Source organism: Billgrantia endophytica, assembly GCF_002879615.1.
Taxonomy (GTDB): Bacteria; Pseudomonadota; Gammaproteobacteria; order Pseudomonadales; family Halomonadaceae; genus Halomonas; species Halomonas endophytica.
Window position 1 is genome coordinate 1 of sequence record NZ_PNRF01000034.1, and the last position, 15,108, is coordinate 15,108.

The following is a 15,108-nucleotide window of genomic DNA, read 5'->3' on the forward strand; positions in this document are numbered from 1 at the left end:
TAACGAGGCTGTAGAAAAACTCGATTCTGAGTCCCTCCCACCGCCTGTCTTCTTATTCTGTGTGCCGCCCACCAAGCGGACAATTTCCTTGACCAAGGGACCTAACTGACCATTTCGGTTCCTTGGTGATACCAAAGGCTCTCATCACCGGCATTTGGCGGCCACCTTCAGGCCTTGTAACCCCTTTATCACGTGCCTAACCGACCATAATTGGCAAGCTTCTCAATGTTATGTATCAAGCAGTATAACTGCCACTGACCCTGTACCTTCTTCTTGCCACGAAGCCCGAATCGGTTCAAACGTTTCGTAGTGCCGATGTTGCCGAATACCGGCTCCACCACTGACATTCGGTGACTATATATCTCCTTACCTTGCTGGCTATCCACTCGGTGCTTCATCCAGTCTGTGTAGCTCGGTTGTCCGTCGCTCTTTATCGTAAAGGAGACTTGTCGGCCAGCTCCGTTGCGGTGATTTGCCGAGGCGGGGTTCTGCATGCAGCGGTGCTTCTTGGGGCAGTGCCGGCATTGCAGCAGTCGCCCCTCGAAATGTGCTCGTAGCTTGCCATTCTCGGCTTCCCGTTGCCCCCGGTAGGTCAGGGATTCCCCATTGGGGCAGATACAGCTAAGGGTGACCGGGTCGAATTGGAATTCACTGGCCGGAAAGGTGGCTTTCCATCCCTTGTCTGGCAGGTTCTGGTGCCGCTTGCCGTACTTGTCTTTCTGCTCGGCAAACCTCGGGTCCCGGCTACGGAACTGATTATCCGGCACATAGCCATTGATCTGTCGTTCGTGCAGGTACTTCATATTGGCCTCATTGGCGAAGCCCGTATCAGCAGTGACGACGGTGCCTTGCTGGTAGATGTTGTCAGCAATCCCCAGCTTCTTGAAGCGGGCCTTCACCCTCTCGAGTACCGGTTGCAGCGTGTGGTGTTCCTGTCCCTCTCCAAACGCCTGGGCATCGATGATGATTTGGTGCTTCTTGTCCACCGTGGCCACGCCGTTGTAGCCCTGGATCGTGCCCTTGCTGGTGGTCATCTTGGCGCTTTGGTTATCCGTGATGTTGCTCTTCACTTCCTTGCTCCGCTTCCCCCGGCCCATCCTTGGGCTGTGCGTCTTTAGGAAGCGGTCGACTTTGTTCATGGCAGCATCTAGCGAGAGGATCGTCTTGGCCCGACGAATATCCCGATCAAGCTCGGCTTCCGTCTCGGCTTCATCCCGCGCGTAGTGTTCCAGCAGGTGATGACGAATCAGACGTCGCAGCTTCTCCCGCTTCTCGCCCAGCTCCTTGAAGGTGCCAGACCACCCCTTCGAGGCATCCGAGGGCATCTTGCAGCCGTCAATGGCAAAGAGTTCGTTGCCCAGCAGGCCTTGCTCATGGCACACCAGCAGCACCTGCTCAAAGAGGGCTTCAATCTCCTCGGTGTGGCTGCTGACGAACTTCGCCAAGGTGGTGAAGTGGGGGACGGTATCGCAGGACAACGCCTTGAAGATGATGTTGGTTTCGCAGCACCACTGCATCTCGCGGCTGGAGGTGATTCCCTTGGAATAGGCGAACAGGATGATCTTCAGCAGGATGGCGGGGGCATAGGCCAGCCGGCCCGTATCGTGGTTGCGGTACTGGGGATGGAAAACCGACAGGTCCAGCTTGTGTTCGATCAGGTAGTGGACGGCGTGCTCGAAAGTGCCGGGCTGAAGCTGGTCCTGGTAGTTGAGCACTACCATGGCGCTCTGATCATGGTTGTAGGGCTTGAAGCGGGGCATGTTGACCACTCCTCGGCTGTTTTCCTGATCCTACCAAAACGGCGTGGGCTGCGGGCTTTTTCTACAGCCTCAACGCTCGGCACACGCGCCGGTTTAGAGCCGCGAAGCGGCGGAGAAACAGCCGCTGTGATGCCTATTGTTATAAATTTTCTAGTTCAATTCTTATGGCCTCTTTGAGTTGCTGAGCTGCAGCCTCAAATTTTTCTTGTGCGCTGTAGAACCCTTTCAAACCTCCGCTCCCTTTTGGATTTGGGGGAAAATACTTAACTATCTCCCCCCTAGCCGACTGAGTCGCATCATATTTCTCTTTTAAATTTGGAAAATGGAGATTGATGATCATCTCCGCTTGCTCTTTCGAGCCACCTTGGGTTTTTAGTTTCACAATCTCATATGCTCTCTCTTCTGTGAAATCACCCTTAACATAACCAATCATGCCGATGTAAATACCTGCAAAGCAGATTTCCCATCTGGAAAATGCTAAATAGCAGTCCTCGAGCTTAGCTTGTCTGTGTCTCTTATTTTCTTTATCTTGTTCGTATGCGTGCTGTGCGGCCTGTCTTCTATCGTGGGCCTTGTTAGTAAATATAAGCACGATTACAGCAGCAACTAATGAAATCGACGCGCCAATTATGGCCCCTAATATTTGTGGCGAAATACTGTTCATTTAATTGTGGCACCCGAATTTATAATGCTCGCCATAAACGGCGCGAGGACGAGCGTCCGGCGACCGAAGGGAGTGGACTTCCCCCAGAAAAGTGGACACGCCCCATCAGTTAACCTCCTCGAACTCTACCGGAGTCCGGTAACCAAGGCCACTGTGCAGCCGATGGCTGTTATAGTAGCCATCAATATAGTCCCTGATATGCTTGCGTAACTGACGCAACGTCATGAAGCTGGTGGCATGCAGCAACTCTCCCTTCAGCGTTTTGAAGAACGACTCCACTTCGGCATTATCAGTACACTGTCCTGGGCGGTTCATGCTGTGCCGTACACGGTGATGATTCAGCAGCGCCTGGGTCTTGTGAGCCCGGTACTCGATGCCGCGATCCGTATGGAACAGCAGGTCAGGTGCTGGATTCCGGCTTGTGAAGGCCTCACGCAGGGTAGCTCGGGCAAAGTCTGCGCTCAGACTCTCTCCCAAGCGCCAGCTGATGATTCGACGTGAGAATAGGTCCAGTACCACCGCCAGAAACACGTATTTTTTGCCCAGCTTGATGTAGGTGACGTCGCTGCTCCACTGCTGGTTTACCGCAACCGGCTTTTTGGCCTCGAGCCGGTAATTTGGCAGGGCTTTCAGATCATCCCGCCGTTTGCTCAGGCGGCGATAGACACGCGTGACTCGGGCCTTCATACCCCACTCCCTCATCAGTCTGGCCACCCGGTTCTCACCCACCACAAGACCTTCTCGGCGCAGGGCCTGATAAACCCGAGGACTGCCATAACGGCCCTTGCTGTCGTTGTAGACCCTGCGGACCTTCAACAGCAGATCTGCATTTTCAGCGGCTCTCTGGCTGGGCTTCCGGTTTGCCCAGGTGTAGTAGCCAGACCGAGAGATGTTCAGGTGGCGACACAGCGCCTTTACCTCGTACTGTCCTCGGTGTTTCCAGACGAACCGGAACGCTTCCGTCGTTCCTCTGCCTGAAAACGTTGAAACTTTTTTAGGATGTCATTCTCCTCCTCAAGCTCCGATACGCGGCGCTTCAGGCGAGCGACTTCATCCTGCTCCTGGATCTTCTGCTTAGCATCAGCTGGGGCTTTCTTGACCCGTTTCATGGCGAACTGTCCCTCTCGGTATTCCTTTCGCCAGCGTGACAGCATGAAGGGGTGAATATCCAGCGCTTCGGCAACCCCTTTGACGCTCCGGTGGGCTTGATGGCTCCATTCAACTGCCTTGACTTTGAACTCAGTGCTGTACCGCTGTGTTTTCTTCCCCGTGATCATCTCAGGCATCGGGTCTCTCCTATCTGGGAGTTATCGATGCGTGTCCACTAGAGTGGGGGAAGTACAGCGTCGGCTTGAATGAATTGTTAGGGGGCGCCACCGATATGCAACAGCAGCCCCTGCTTGATCTCCACAAATCCGAAATCTGACAGATCTCTGTACTCAAAGCGTCGGCGCTGTCCAGGCGCATCCCAAGATTCTGGGAGTATGAATGAGTTGCCGAGAGATATTTCTGTGGCGTGCCCAATGTCTTTGACGCCAAGGATGTGATAGATGCGAGTCACGCCAGAAGGAGCTTTGAGCCAAAGTGGCGCCAAGTAGGGCGCGTGATGCTCGTCGAGGCGTGGCGTACCAAGTGCTTTGGTAACCCAAACCGTGTTCGAGTGCGAAACGTCGAGTGCGTACTCGTCTGTTTCTGGAACAATCATCACCTTTGGCATCTCATAGCCCCCTAACGTTCAGCACAACGGCAGTTTGTGGAGCGGTGGAATTGTGTTGTAGTGAAACGGAAACACAATTGCGCCGTGGAGCAAACTGTCCGCTTGCTGCTGCTGGTTAGGCCCACATCCGTGGTTGACACGATCGGCAACATGGTCAAAAATGCTGCTTAGGCACGTGAACAGGTGCCTGAGTCGCCCGCTGACCAAAGTGCAAACACTGTAGCTCCAAAAATTGACATAGTTGACCTTATACTTGCGTCGTAAGCGGGCTGCGGCGGACAATTGTGTAAGGAATAGCTATGCCTACTAAGTACATTTCCCGTCAAGAACTCCCCGCGTCACAGCAGCTTAAGCTCGTCAAGAGCGAAGCCAAGAAACTGCGCAGAACCAACAATAAAGACCGAAATCATAAATTTTACCTTAATCTGGTTTCGCGTAAGTATGGCTACGAGAACTACGATGCACTCTTCCTTAAATTCAAAGAGGAACTCCGTAACTGGCAGAACAAGGGTAGAGAACTCTGTAAATCAAGGCCAGCCGACTCGCGTAGAAGCTACTATTTTGTGACGATGCATGATTCTTTCCAATATAGCTATTATAGCCACTGGGTTGCATGGGACGACGAAGGCTACGAGTTGAGAGCCCCATCTCAAATGAACCCCGCATGGGTGATAGAACTTATTCGTGAGTCGTTGAGAGAGCCTCTTTACATTATTCATGACATGGACGAGGCATTTCGTTGGATGTGGTTTTGGCAAGGGCGTGCCCTCGTTGATCATGATGTAATAACGAAAAAAATTGAAACGTTTTTGCTGCCCTCACGATCATATTCACATCCACGCTTAAGTGAGTGCTCTGACTAAACCCTCTTTGGCCCTCATAACCATTGCAGACGTGGGGGCCTAACGCCCGCATTTGCGGCTGGTTTGAAGCGCAGCGAAAAACCAGTCCGCCAACATGCGCTTGTTAAGCCCTGTACTTGACAGAACCACTGATTTTGAACGCATGCATACATCGCCTTCCGGTGGTTTCGCTGCCCTGGCAAGTAATGCTTTTTTCTATTTCTTCTTCCTTGCTGTTTACCGCTTCGCGTAAAACATTACCCATTGAAAAACCACCACCGTCACACGATGGATTGGTGCAATCAATGTATTCACCGCCAGGGTGTTCTACGGTGAGGTAATGTGTCGCCTGCTCTTTCATCCAGATTAGGCTTTCTAACTCTGTAACATGAATGGACATTTCCTGAATTTCAGGAAATGCGTCCTTGAAATCACCTTTTGAGGCGAAAACGTAGTTTGTTTCGTTAAAGATATCTGAAGCCTTCTTCGGCATGTACATTCTCCTTTACGGCTTAACGAGGCTGTAGAAAAAACCGATTTCGAGTCGTCTCCACCGCCTCTCGTCCTAATTTACTTACTCAGCCAGTCATCTGGCTGAGTCATCTTAATATCGGCATTTAGCCACTTGAGCGCCCAGCTAAAGCTTGTTTAAGTCGGCCTTTGGCTCTTAGAAAGCAACTTATCCCACTCTAAGCCCTTCAGGACGCGGCTAAGTTACCGTAATTCGCTAACTTCTCAATATTGTGCACCAAGCAGTAGAGCTGCCACTGACCTTGCACCTTTTTCTTACCCCGAAGGCTGAAGCGGTTCAGTCTTTTCGTCGTGCCAAGGTTGCCAAAGACGGGTTCCACGACAGACATACGATGGCTGTAAATTTCTTTGCCCTTCGGGCTATCAACTCGGTGTTTCATCCAGTCGGTATAATTGGGTAAGCGCTTGTTCTCGATAATAAAAGACACTTGTCGCCCTGCACCGTTGCGATGGTCGGCCGAGCGCGGGTTCTGCATGCATCGGTATTTCTTTGAGCAGTGCCGACATTGTAGCAAGCGCCCTTCAAAGTGTACCCGGATCTTGCCATTGTCCGTTTCTCGTTGCCCGCGATAGGACAGTTTTTCGCCGATTGGGCAAATACACGTTAGCTTTACAGGATCAAATTGGAACGCGCTGGCTGGCATCGTCTCTCGCCAGCCTTTGTCCGGCAGGTTCTGATGGCGCTTGCCGTATTTGTCTTTCTGGTCGGCGAACTTCGGATCTCGGCTGCGGAACTGATTATCGGGGATGTAGCCGTTGATCCGCTGTTCGTATAGGTACTTCATATTGGCTTCATTAGCAAAGCCAGTATCCGCGGTGACGACGGTGCCTTTCTGGTAGATGTTTTCCGCAATGCCCAGTTTCTTAAAACGGGCTTCTACCTGCTCCAGAACTGGCTTCAGGGTGTGATGCTCCTGGCCTTCGCCGAAGGCTTGAGCGTCAATGACGATCTGGTGCTTTTTATCCACCGTGGCTACGCCGTTATATCCCTGGATCGTGCCCTTGCTTGTCGTCATTTTGGCACTTTCGTTATCGGTCAGATTGCTCTTCACTTCCTTGATTCGCTTCCCCCGGCCCATCCTTGGGCTGTGCGTCTTTAGGAAACGATCCACTTTGTTCATGGCGGCATCTAGCGAGAGAATCGTCTTGGCCCGTCGGATATCCCTATCCAGATCGGCTTCCGTCTCAGCTTCATCACGCGCGTAGTGCTCCAGTAGGTGATGCCGAATCAGGCCTCTCAGTTTCTCCCGTTTCTCTCCCAATTCTTTGAACGTACCCGACCATTCCTTAGAGGCATCGGAGGACATCTTGCAGCCGTCAATGGCAAAGAGTTCGTTACCCAGCAAGCCTTGTTCGTGGCACACCAGCAGCACTTGTTCGAACAGCGCTTCAATCTCATCGGCATGGCGACTGACGAAGCTGGCCAGTGTGGTGAAGTGGGGAACGGTATCGCAAGAAAGGGCTTTAAAAATAATATTGGTCTCGCAGCACCACTGAATTTCACGGCTGGAGGTGATGCCTTTGGAGTAGGCAAACAGGATGATCTTCAACAAGATAGCCGGATCATAGGCCAGCCGGCCGATCGCATCGTTGCGGTACTGGGGATGGAAAACGGATAAGTCGAGTTTATGCTCGATCAGGTAATGCACTGCGTGCTCAAAGGTGCCGGGTTGGAGTTGATCTTGGTAGTTGATCACCACCATGGCATTTTGATCGTGGTTATAAGGCTTGAAGCGCGGCATGCTGACCACTCCTCGTCTGTTTTCTCGATCCTACCAAAACTTAGCCGTCAGCGGGGTTTTTCTACAGGCTCAACGCCCAAAGCAGCCGCGCCGCTGTTTGGCGTCGGCTGCCTTTGCTTGTTAAGCATTGATTTCAGTGGTTACCTCTGTTTTTACAGAGTTAGCAATAAAACATTGCTCATGAGAAAAATGGTGAATTTTCTCAAGCTGATCCCTTGACGGGATACGGTCACCTGAAAACACGACTTTTGGACGAAGAGTAACCTTGGTCATGGATATTTTTCCTGATCCATCTTTTTCCATGATACCTACAGCATCGTCGATATAGCTTTCAACTACATATCTTTTCTTGGCAGCGATTGATAGGAAGAAGAGCATATGACAACTCGACAAAGAGGCCACAAATGCTTCTTCAGGATCAACATTGGCATCAACAGAATATGGAGGAGGTACTACATGGGGTGATGAAGATGCTGGTACGCTAACACCTCCGTCAAATTCCCAGATATGGCCACGGCTGTATTTATTGTCAATAAACTCTTCGTCTTCAACGCGATTCCACTTTATCAATGCGTAGTACTTTGACATTACCTCTCCTTATTGGGTGAATTATGCTTAACGCCTAAATCAGGTGCGCCGTAGGCGTCACCTGGATTTACTTGTTATACGGCTGAAACTAATTAGCCAGATTTCCTATTTGATTGCGTCGTAATGGTTCATTGCGGCAACTATTCTGTTCAATAGAGGTTTAAATCCATTGAAATTTATTGAACCTTTTTGAGCCTGAATGACCTTTTTAGCAAATACTTCTTTTCCATATTCGGTGTCATTGTTCATATCGTTACTTGGATTGAAAGACTTTCCTGAAACTTGGATTTTCCTGGTTGAGCTATCAAATAAATCTTCAATTGCTGTTTCTTTATTTGTTTTTGTAGTAGGGGTTAACACAATGTATAAATTGTGTACCACGTGAATAAATTCAGCTTGTCTATAGTTCTTCCCAGCTTTTTTGCCATGATATCCTTTCGCTGAGTCTATCTTCCTTAGCTTGGACTCAATACTGCTAAAGCCAGAGTCATTATCCGCAATAATGATTGCAGGATTATTTGGTTTCGGGGCCTTGTAAAAATTGTAATGTTTATCAAATGAATTTATGAAAAAGCTCAGATATGAGGTTCCTCCATGTAACTGGAGCAGGAATCGTGTACGTTTTGTGTATTTAAGAAAGGTGAGTAATAATTTATAAGGCTCTGTTTCTGTTTTTTCTTTTGCGAGTTGAGGATAACCGCTTGTCAACATATGAATCGCACACTTTAAATAGACATTATCGGTTTTTCCCTCACATAAGATGGTTGGAAATTTATTACCATAGAAAAACCTGTAATATAAGAAACGACTAAAGGTTCGTTCTCTTCCGCTCAATTGCTTGCTGGTATCATATCCATACTTTGCAAGTGCATAATCTGGGTTTAGAGGCGTTTTTTGACGGAGACGATTAAATCGATCTATTTGGTCTATAAAGTTAAGTCTACCTTCTAATATTTTTTCATTTCCATCTATAAACTCGCCATTTTCCTTGTCCTTAAATGATCCCGTGCTAAATAAGGCATGGCATTGCGACTTAACTGTTCTCCAGTATTCACTCTTAATGTTAGGCTTTTTGTTTACAACTAGTCCTGTAACATCTTGCCTTGAATCCCTATATTGGATTCGTGTTTTTTTCTCGTTTATTGTAAATCCAGCTCTTTTGATTTCTCTCCTTAACCGTTTTCCAGCAATGAATTTCCCGTCTTCATGGCGCATGATTTTTCTTGGAAATAGATTCTCTCTAGTCGAAATCGTGATATCATCAGCATATCTTGTATATCTGCATGAATAGGTACGTGCTAAGTTTGCTAGTTGAATATCTAGAGAGTGAGTAATTAAATTGCTGATTGTTGGTGAGCAAGGGCTGCCTTGAGGAAGTTTATTGTTATGACATGCAATTTGTGCAATTACAGTAGCAATATGAGGATCAAGTTTAAAGTTATTGTTTGCGATGAAAAAACCCCTTACACGACCGAAGTTGAAGCAATCAAAAAAATTCTCTAAATCTATATTTAAAACGTTTTTTTGATTTAGATGCATCATTGAGTTCGTGATTATAGAGTGCCTCCTAACAAAACCGTGAGATAAGGTGGAATTAAACTTACCATCATCTTGTTTTTTATTGTTGATTTCATCACGACAATCTTGTAAGAGTTCTGAGAGGGTTGACTGTATGCTTTTTAGCCGCTCAGATGGTGCAAATATTGTACGCTCTCCACCCGATCTCTTTTTCAAAGTAAAACTGGAATATTGGGTGTCAGGTTTTAAAACATATAGAGTATATGTTAATACTGAAGTCTTAATTCCTAGTAATGTAGCAAGTTCATGCTTCGTTTTTATTTTACGAAGTGCTTCTAGTTTACTCATTATATTTTCTTGAAACAGAAGTTAGAAGGGGTGGCTTATGGGTACTCTTTTGCAAACGTCAAGGAACATTTAAGATATGACATATTGTTCAAAGGGCAATCCATTCGGACAATTTTTTCACTGATCGCGATACGCGATCCAAAATCTACCCATAAGCCACGTGTTGAATCTACCAATTGGGAAATAAAATTGCAAATAGGATTTTTCCTTAAAATTGGAGGTGTACTCGATGCTGATGGCCGTATAACGCTCGGCTTTGGGGCGGACTTGTAGCCGCGAAGCGGCGGAAAGGCCGTCCCAGCCCCGAAGGGGCGACAACAGCCGATTGTTAGGGCTTACTGCGAGGCTTCTGCCCGAACCGGGAATGATGATACTCATAGATTTTCCTCCACTCACTGTTGCAACAAAAACTCCAACTGAGGGGCTGCCTTGGAAGGCGTGATTTCGATGATCTCTGCGGTTACGACGCCTTCAACAACGAATGGGTCTTCTTCGACTATTGCCTGAATTTGCTCAAGTGTTGAATTGTGAGCAAGTATAGCTCCTCCCAACTTAGGCTGAATGGTGCCAGCCAGCAGGAACGTACCTTTGGCAAAGCCATCTTTTAGCCAAGCATTGTGACCATCCATGAATTGGCTGGCATTGGCTTTGTTCGTTGAAAACTTGAGTTGAATTACAAACATATCAATTGCTCCTTCTATCAATTCGCGGGGATTCCCCCATAGCCCTAACGCTGTGCTCACCGGAAAAATTGTAGCGCAGCGTAAATTTTTTCCGTGTGCAGCATTTGGTTAGCTGCAAATCCGTGGTCATGTTAGCTTCTTCTTTTTTGCTGGTTTTCCTTTTTTCTTCACCTCTAGCAAAGGGTCAACCTTTATCGCAGTAACAGAGACCTTATAGTTTAACGTTTTCAGAGTCTTTAAAGCATTCTTAAGTGTGACTTTGGAAAAAAATGGCAACTCTTTCGGTACAGATTTATTGGTTGCAATTGCATAAACAATTCTGTAGCTACTGGGATCAGGCCTGCTATCAGTACATTTAAGCTTTGTGGAATCGGGTAGTTTTTCATTTAACCGTTTTCTGAAACCCGAGTCGCTGATAAATGCTTCTGATGCAACAAAACCCTGGGAGAACAAATGGCTTAATGTAGAGGAGCTTCTATAATACTTCACATGGATTAGCTCGGATGAGTCCCTGATCAGATCACAAAACTCAAGTTTGTCATAAGGGCCGCCAATTTTTACAAATTTCTTATCCATGAGCTCAATATTATCATGTTTACCGGTGACAAAATCATTGTAGTCTTCCTCCCGGTCATGCGAATAAACTGGAAATTCAAAATTGTATGGGTCGAATCCTTCCAGATACTTATCGATATACTCCACAAAGTTGCTGTTGACTATATACCACTGTCCGTTTCTAAGAATATATTGTTCTTTTCCAGCCGAAACCTCCGCATACAAACACCGATAAGCCGACCATTTTTTAATTGAATTGTACTCGTTATCATTGATGTGGACCGTCTGAAGCTTTAGGTTTTCGGTTGTTAAAGAGATGCCTTTATTTTTAAAATACTGAACCAAGTCTTCAATTTTTAATACAACGTGCCTTGGTGTTTTCTGGTAGAGATCGAAGGAATAGCCTATTTGATTTTCCCAATCAACGATTTCTGGCTCGCCAATCCACATTTTCTGGAATTCACTCTTAGACAAAACATCATCTAATTCTAAGTCGAGAACTTCTAAAAGCTCTTTATCTTTGACCCTTTGAATGTTCTCGACCCATTCAAACTCCTTTGGCAAGTCTTCTTCGTATTTGTTTAAGGCTTCTAAAAGAACATCCTTCAACTCTTTTAGATTGATGTCTAGCACAAGAGTTAATGCGTCTCTTCCTGTTACGTGTGAACCAAACACGGGAACTCTTGATGCCCCCGTGACCGCATATAACATATCCATCTCAGAGTCGACATCAAGATCAAAGACACCCAGGTCAATTGAACTCTGCGTTCTTGAGTTTAACGGATTGTGATCATAGTTGGCTTTGTCGAGGCTTCTCAGCTTATCCGGATCAACAGAGTTAAGTGTAACCCTAAGACCGAAGTCTCTCTCGATAGCTTCGTTTTTTACAAGGTGAAAGCCTGTTCCGAAGGTCAATATAAACAACTTGTCTTTAAGATTTGCAACGAATGCTGCGCCTACTGCCCTTCTACTACCGAATAAATCATCTGGAAGTTCCTGATGTTCTGTAAACAGCCTTGTCCAAGGAGGCGGGGGCTTCGGAGGTTCTTTTTTAACGTAGAGTGTTGTTTCCAACCCTTGAACCTCCATTTCGATGGGCGGCTTGGAGTTTTCAAGGTTAATCACCTTGGATGCATCGCTTCCCACTCCTGGTTTTGCAAGATATATAGACAACTTCTCTTTTCTTGTTTTGGTCTTTCTCATAAGCAATCCCTTACTTCCAAATCGCTCTGGCAGCTAACGCTGAAGCTCAGCCGCCGTCGACCCGCGTAGCGGGGTGGCGGTCGGCTGGAGCGCCTTGTTGGGCAACATAGTCATCAAACTATCAGCCGTTTGTAGGACAGGGGGATTGGAAGCCCCTTATTCAAAGCTTTCAAATACGCGTGACCTGATTCACCAAGCTCCGGCTCACCAACTATGACAATCTCCGTTGGCAGCTTCGCGCCGGGCCATAGCGAATACTCCATAAGCTGGCCGACTGCTTCCCTGATGATGCCCTGAACGGAGCACCCCACCTTAATCTCGTAGAAAGTATAACCATGCTCGTCGCGCGAAACGACATCGATCCGCCCCCCTGTGCCACTGGGAATTTCGGTGCCAACGTTGCTTGAACCAAATTCTTCGCAAAGCTCTCGATACAACGTTTCCTGCATGTCGTTGTGTCTGAGATCAATAGAAAGTGCCCGCTCAGTCGAGTTTCCGATAGCGCGAGACTTTTTTGAAGCATTGCCAGGACGGAACGCGAATTTGCTCGTTGTTTGGGCTGGCACACCACCACCTTCCACGAAGCGATAGAGTGGGAGCAACCTATCAAATGCTGAAAGAACCTCACTGGCGCTGACTGTCCCCGACGACGAATATGCACCGAGGAAGACAAACGTCCCACCGTCTACTAGATCGGCCGATATGGGTGTGGGCATACGATTTGCCGACCGAACTCCATTTTGGAAGTGCCACATCTCAAAGCCGGACAGGAGGTCAAGATTAGTGCGTATGTATTCGTTGAACAAGGCTACCTTCGGCACCAAGACGTCGATCGTTGGGAGCGAGCGGCTTGTCTCAAAGGAGAAAGCTACTCCATAGCGAGTAATAGCAACGCCTCCAACCTGTTCCGAACCAATGTTGAATTGAAGCTCAGACCGACCGCCATGGTGGAAGGCCCAATCATCGAATGTAGTCTGGGAGCTGAAGATTGCTGAGCCAGGAATTCGTTTCAAGCCTTTCAGTGTTGTCCGCAACTCCTGCAACCCGCCCACCGAATACGCGCTGGATTCTGAATTGACGGCCCGTGCAAGAGTCTTTATGTCCATTGTGCGCAAATCGCCCCCGGTATTGCCCAACGCCAAGCTCAGCGGCGTGCCGAAAAGGCGCGCATTCTGCTCTTCATCTTGCAGAATGCGTGACTTTTCGGTACGTCCGTCTGCAGCGGATTGTTGGGCGGCAACACCGACCCGTTTACCTTCCGGGAAGAGGAAGATGCGTACCGCAATGGCCGATGATTACGCGTTTGGACTTTTGATCCACCTCGAAATGCACCCTAATCGTCGACTTAGGGTCGTCAGCTACTCCCACTTTCAGGTGCTTTAGCATCTCGACTTCGCGCCCATCGACGTCAAACACCCGATATGCTAGATATTGTTTATTGTTGACCACGGTGTCTGATTCCCGTGCGGCAAATTCGTTGTTCGTGAAAGTAGAACGCGCCGCCGCATCTCCACCTTGCATGTAAGCGGGCAAATATTCCGTAACGAGTCTGCTCAGCATATCGAGCAGCCTCCGGTTCTGAGAAAACGAACTAACTTGCCTAGCGCTCTCTATGGCCGACGGAAGAACTACTAGTCGTCTCGGGTAAACTTTCGCCAGCAGGTTTAGGCATTCTTCTGGTGTTGGTCCCTTTGTGTCCGCAGCAACGCCAATTAGGAGATTGACTATTTCCTCATCCTCGCCAAAATCTGCGGGAACGTCGCTTCTCTGGCTGTTCAGATAGGCGTTTTGCTTTATTTGCTTTTCAAGATCTTGGACCTGCTCTTCATTCTCTAAAAGGCTGAACTCTAGGCTTTCTTTCTCCTGCTGCGCCTGTTCCAATTCACCACTTAACTGAGAAAGCTCTTCGTAAACCATCGCCAGCTCATCGCGTAGCGCATCATCAGGCTTTTCAGCCAAACCAGCGATGCGCTTCTCTAGTCGAAGTTTCGCCGATAAGTTTCTTACGCCCTCTGGCCGAATTCTGTTCCTTTGCCTCGGAATATTGGTGTTATGACTGACTCGCCCTAGTACGAGACTGTCCTTCTTATGCTCCGTATCCAGCTCTACCGGGATGTCCCTGGGTAGGATTCGGTGCGTGAAAACCTTCCCATCTCGATGTGGCACCCGAATAATATTGATGGCTCCAGCCCAAGCGGAATATTCGCGACCTAGAGTCTCAGCCATGTCGTAGCTATTGAAGCCGCTCGTCGCGCCAACGACCTGGGCCAAGCCAAACAACATGTCTTGAAGCCGCTGTGGATCGACAACGTACTTCCCCTCGTTATCAGGACTGACAAGCACCAATGGATAATTTCGATTCGCCGCGTTGATGTCTGCCAGAAGTCCGCGATATGAGTCGGTATCGTCTCCAACCCACTTTAAATGGGAGCCGATGCAGCCGGGCGCAAATTGGACATCAGACTCATTCTGCACATTGGAAAAAATGAACTTAACGACACGTGGGCGGCTGGCCTGCACGGGTTCGGAAACTAAAATGCTTTGTTCTTCGGTGTAGACAACGCATGAAAAATGTGCTGATCCGCCATCTTCATCTTTCAGCCCCAGTTCCGTAACCCATTGCCGGCCAGTAACTTCTGGGTCGGAGTGCTTGAGCACCCATGAATACAGCCTAAAGTTGTCTGCGTTGGCTCTATCGATCCGCAGCCAAGCTCTTGGCTTGCCACCAGTGCGCTCTCCCGGCGTAGTTACGTCGCGGATTACCAGTCGCTCATCCAGTTTTTCGGCCAGCCACCCGGATATGCCCCTCAGTACTTGGAGCGCCGGGTTGTTTCCAACAATCTCGATTTCGTTCGCATAGACAAGCATCTACGATCTCCCCAGCTCCCCACGTGAATCTGTCATTCTTCTACCAGATCGCTCCAACTCTGGCACAGGTTGTCCTTGTCGCCCAACAG

General features: G+C 48.3%; 14 protein-coding genes and 1 pseudogene. 1 reads left to right on the plus strand and 14 read right to left on the minus strand.

The features are described from left to right. Nucleotides 1–188 precede the first annotated feature (188 nt). The 5 genes and pseudogenes from C1H69_RS16690 to C1H69_RS16705 all read right to left on the minus strand — a co-directional run bounded on the left by C1H69_RS16690 (nt 189) and on the right by C1H69_RS16705 (nt 4,141). The gene (locus C1H69_RS16690) at nt 189–1,760 is read right to left on the minus strand and encodes a transposase (protein ID WP_102651582.1); all 1,572 of its coding nucleotides are present in this window, start codon (nt 1,758–1,760) and stop codon (nt 189–191) included. Nucleotides 1,761–1,899: 139 nt separating this feature from the next. After that, nucleotides 1,900–2,424 carry a hypothetical protein gene (locus C1H69_RS16695; RefSeq protein ID WP_102654520.1) on the minus strand — a complete coding sequence of 175 codons (525 nt, stop codon included), beginning with the start codon at nt 2,422–2,424 and terminating at the stop codon, nt 1,900–1,902. 105 nt (nt 2,425–2,529) lie between these two features. Next, a pseudogene (locus C1H69_RS16700) lies at nt 2,530–3,354 on the minus strand (IS3 family transposase); the annotation flags it as partial. Then, a complete protein-coding gene (locus C1H69_RS24630) occupies nt 3,339–3,710 on the minus strand; it encodes a transposase (RefSeq protein WP_422666906.1) in 372 nt (123 codons plus the stop codon). The pseudogene C1H69_RS16700 and the gene C1H69_RS24630, both read right to left, overlap by 16 nt. Before the next feature lie 77 nt (nt 3,711–3,787). After that, complete coding sequence (locus tag C1H69_RS16705) at nt 3,788–4,141, minus strand: hypothetical protein (RefSeq protein ID WP_102654522.1); 354 nt, start codon at nt 4,139–4,141, stop codon at nt 3,788–3,790. Between the two features lie 299 nt (nt 4,142–4,440). On the opposite strand from C1H69_RS16705, the gene C1H69_RS16710 reads away from it, so the two are divergent. Next, nucleotides 4,441–5,004: a hypothetical protein gene (locus C1H69_RS16710; protein WP_102654523.1), complete on the plus strand. Its 564-nt coding sequence runs from the start codon at nt 4,441–4,443 to the stop codon at nt 5,002–5,004. 103 nt (nt 5,005–5,107) lie between these two features. Here C1H69_RS16710 and C1H69_RS16715 read toward each other — a convergent pair whose 3' ends face one another. The 9 genes from C1H69_RS16715 to C1H69_RS23880 all read right to left on the minus strand — a co-directional run bounded on the left by C1H69_RS16715 (nt 5,108) and on the right by C1H69_RS23880 (nt 15,019). Beyond that, the gene (locus tag C1H69_RS16715; RefSeq protein WP_102654524.1) at nt 5,108–5,476 is read right to left on the minus strand and encodes a hypothetical protein; all 369 of its coding nucleotides are present in this window, start codon (nt 5,474–5,476) and stop codon (nt 5,108–5,110) included. 205 nt (nt 5,477–5,681) lie between these two features. Further along, a complete protein-coding gene (locus C1H69_RS16720; RefSeq protein ID WP_102654525.1) occupies nt 5,682–7,256 on the minus strand; it encodes a transposase in 1,575 nt (524 codons plus the stop codon). Nucleotides 7,257–7,376: 120 nt separating this feature from the next. Continuing rightward, nucleotides 7,377–7,844, minus strand: coding sequence for an OsmC family protein (locus tag C1H69_RS16725; protein ID WP_102654526.1), 468 nt, complete (start codon nt 7,842–7,844; stop codon nt 7,377–7,379). A gap of 105 nt (nt 7,845–7,949) precedes the next feature. Next, nucleotides 7,950–9,710, minus strand: a complete 1,761-nt coding sequence (locus tag C1H69_RS16730; protein ID WP_102654527.1) for a retron Ec67 family RNA-directed DNA polymerase/endonuclease — start codon at nt 9,708–9,710, stop codon at nt 7,950–7,952. Nucleotides 9,711–9,827: 117 nt separating this feature from the next. Continuing rightward, nucleotides 9,828–10,088: a hypothetical protein gene (locus tag C1H69_RS16735; RefSeq protein WP_102654528.1), complete on the minus strand. Its 261-nt coding sequence runs from the start codon at nt 10,086–10,088 to the stop codon at nt 9,828–9,830. 14 nt (nt 10,089–10,102) lie between these two features. Continuing rightward, nucleotides 10,103–10,393 (minus strand): YciI family protein, encoded by a 291-nt coding sequence (locus tag C1H69_RS16740; protein ID WP_102654529.1) that lies wholly within the window; start codon nt 10,391–10,393, stop codon nt 10,103–10,105. Between the two features lie 126 nt (nt 10,394–10,519). Continuing rightward, nucleotides 10,520–12,151: a TIGR04141 family sporadically distributed protein gene (locus tag C1H69_RS16745; RefSeq protein WP_102654530.1), complete on the minus strand. Its 1,632-nt coding sequence runs from the start codon at nt 12,149–12,151 to the stop codon at nt 10,520–10,522. A gap of 113 nt (nt 12,152–12,264) precedes the next feature. Continuing rightward, a complete protein-coding gene (locus C1H69_RS16750; RefSeq protein WP_102654531.1) occupies nt 12,265–13,257 on the minus strand; it encodes a hypothetical protein in 993 nt (330 codons plus the stop codon). A 145-nt stretch (nt 13,258–13,402) separates the two neighbouring features. Beyond that, on the minus strand, nt 13,403–15,019 hold the full coding sequence (locus tag C1H69_RS23880; RefSeq protein ID WP_205738522.1) for a hypothetical protein: 1,617 nt from the start codon (nt 15,017–15,019) through the stop codon (nt 13,403–13,405). Nucleotides 15,020–15,108 lie beyond the last annotated feature (89 nt).

Excerpts from the sequence above, each read along its gene's own strand:
- C1H69_RS24630 (WP_422666906.1), bottom strand. The coding sequence starts at position 3,710 with ATGCCTGAGATGATCACGGGGAAGAAAACACAGCGGTACAGCACTGAG.
- C1H69_RS16730 (WP_102654527.1), bottom strand. The coding sequence starts at position 9,710 with ATGAGTAAACTAGAAGCACTTCGTAAAATAAAAACGAAGCATGAACTT.
- C1H69_RS16745 (WP_102654530.1), bottom strand. The coding sequence starts at position 12,151 with ATGAGAAAGACCAAAACAAGAAAAGAGAAGTTGTCTATATATCTTGCA.
- C1H69_RS16715 (WP_102654524.1), bottom strand. The coding sequence starts at position 5,476 with ATGCCGAAGAAGGCTTCAGATATCTTTAACGAAACAAACTACGTTTTC.
- C1H69_RS16735 (WP_102654528.1), bottom strand. The coding sequence starts at position 10,088 with ATGAGTATCATCATTCCCGGTTCGGGCAGAAGCCTCGCAGTAAGCCCT.
- C1H69_RS16710 (WP_102654523.1), top strand. The coding sequence starts at position 4,441 with ATGCCTACTAAGTACATTTCCCGTCAAGAACTCCCCGCGTCACAGCAG.
- C1H69_RS16695 (WP_102654520.1), bottom strand. The coding sequence starts at position 2,424 with ATGAACAGTATTTCGCCACAAATATTAGGGGCCATAATTGGCGCGTCG.
- C1H69_RS16740 (WP_102654529.1), bottom strand. The coding sequence starts at position 10,393 with ATGTTTGTAATTCAACTCAAGTTTTCAACGAACAAAGCCAATGCCAGC.
- C1H69_RS16720 (WP_102654525.1), bottom strand. The coding sequence starts at position 7,256 with ATGCCGCGCTTCAAGCCTTATAACCACGATCAAAATGCCATGGTGGTG.
- C1H69_RS23880 (WP_205738522.1), bottom strand. The coding sequence starts at position 15,019 with ATGCTTGTCTATGCGAACGAAATCGAGATTGTTGGAAACAACCCGGCG.
- C1H69_RS16705 (WP_102654522.1), bottom strand. The coding sequence starts at position 4,141 with ATGCCAAAGGTGATGATTGTTCCAGAAACAGACGAGTACGCACTCGAC.
- C1H69_RS16750 (WP_102654531.1), bottom strand. The coding sequence starts at position 13,257 with ATGGACATAAAGACTCTTGCACGGGCCGTCAATTCAGAATCCAGCGCG.
- C1H69_RS16690 (WP_102651582.1), bottom strand. The coding sequence starts at position 1,760 with ATGCCCCGCTTCAAGCCCTACAACCATGATCAGAGCGCCATGGTAGTG.
- C1H69_RS16725 (WP_102654526.1), bottom strand. The coding sequence starts at position 7,844 with ATGTCAAAGTACTACGCATTGATAAAGTGGAATCGCGTTGAAGACGAA.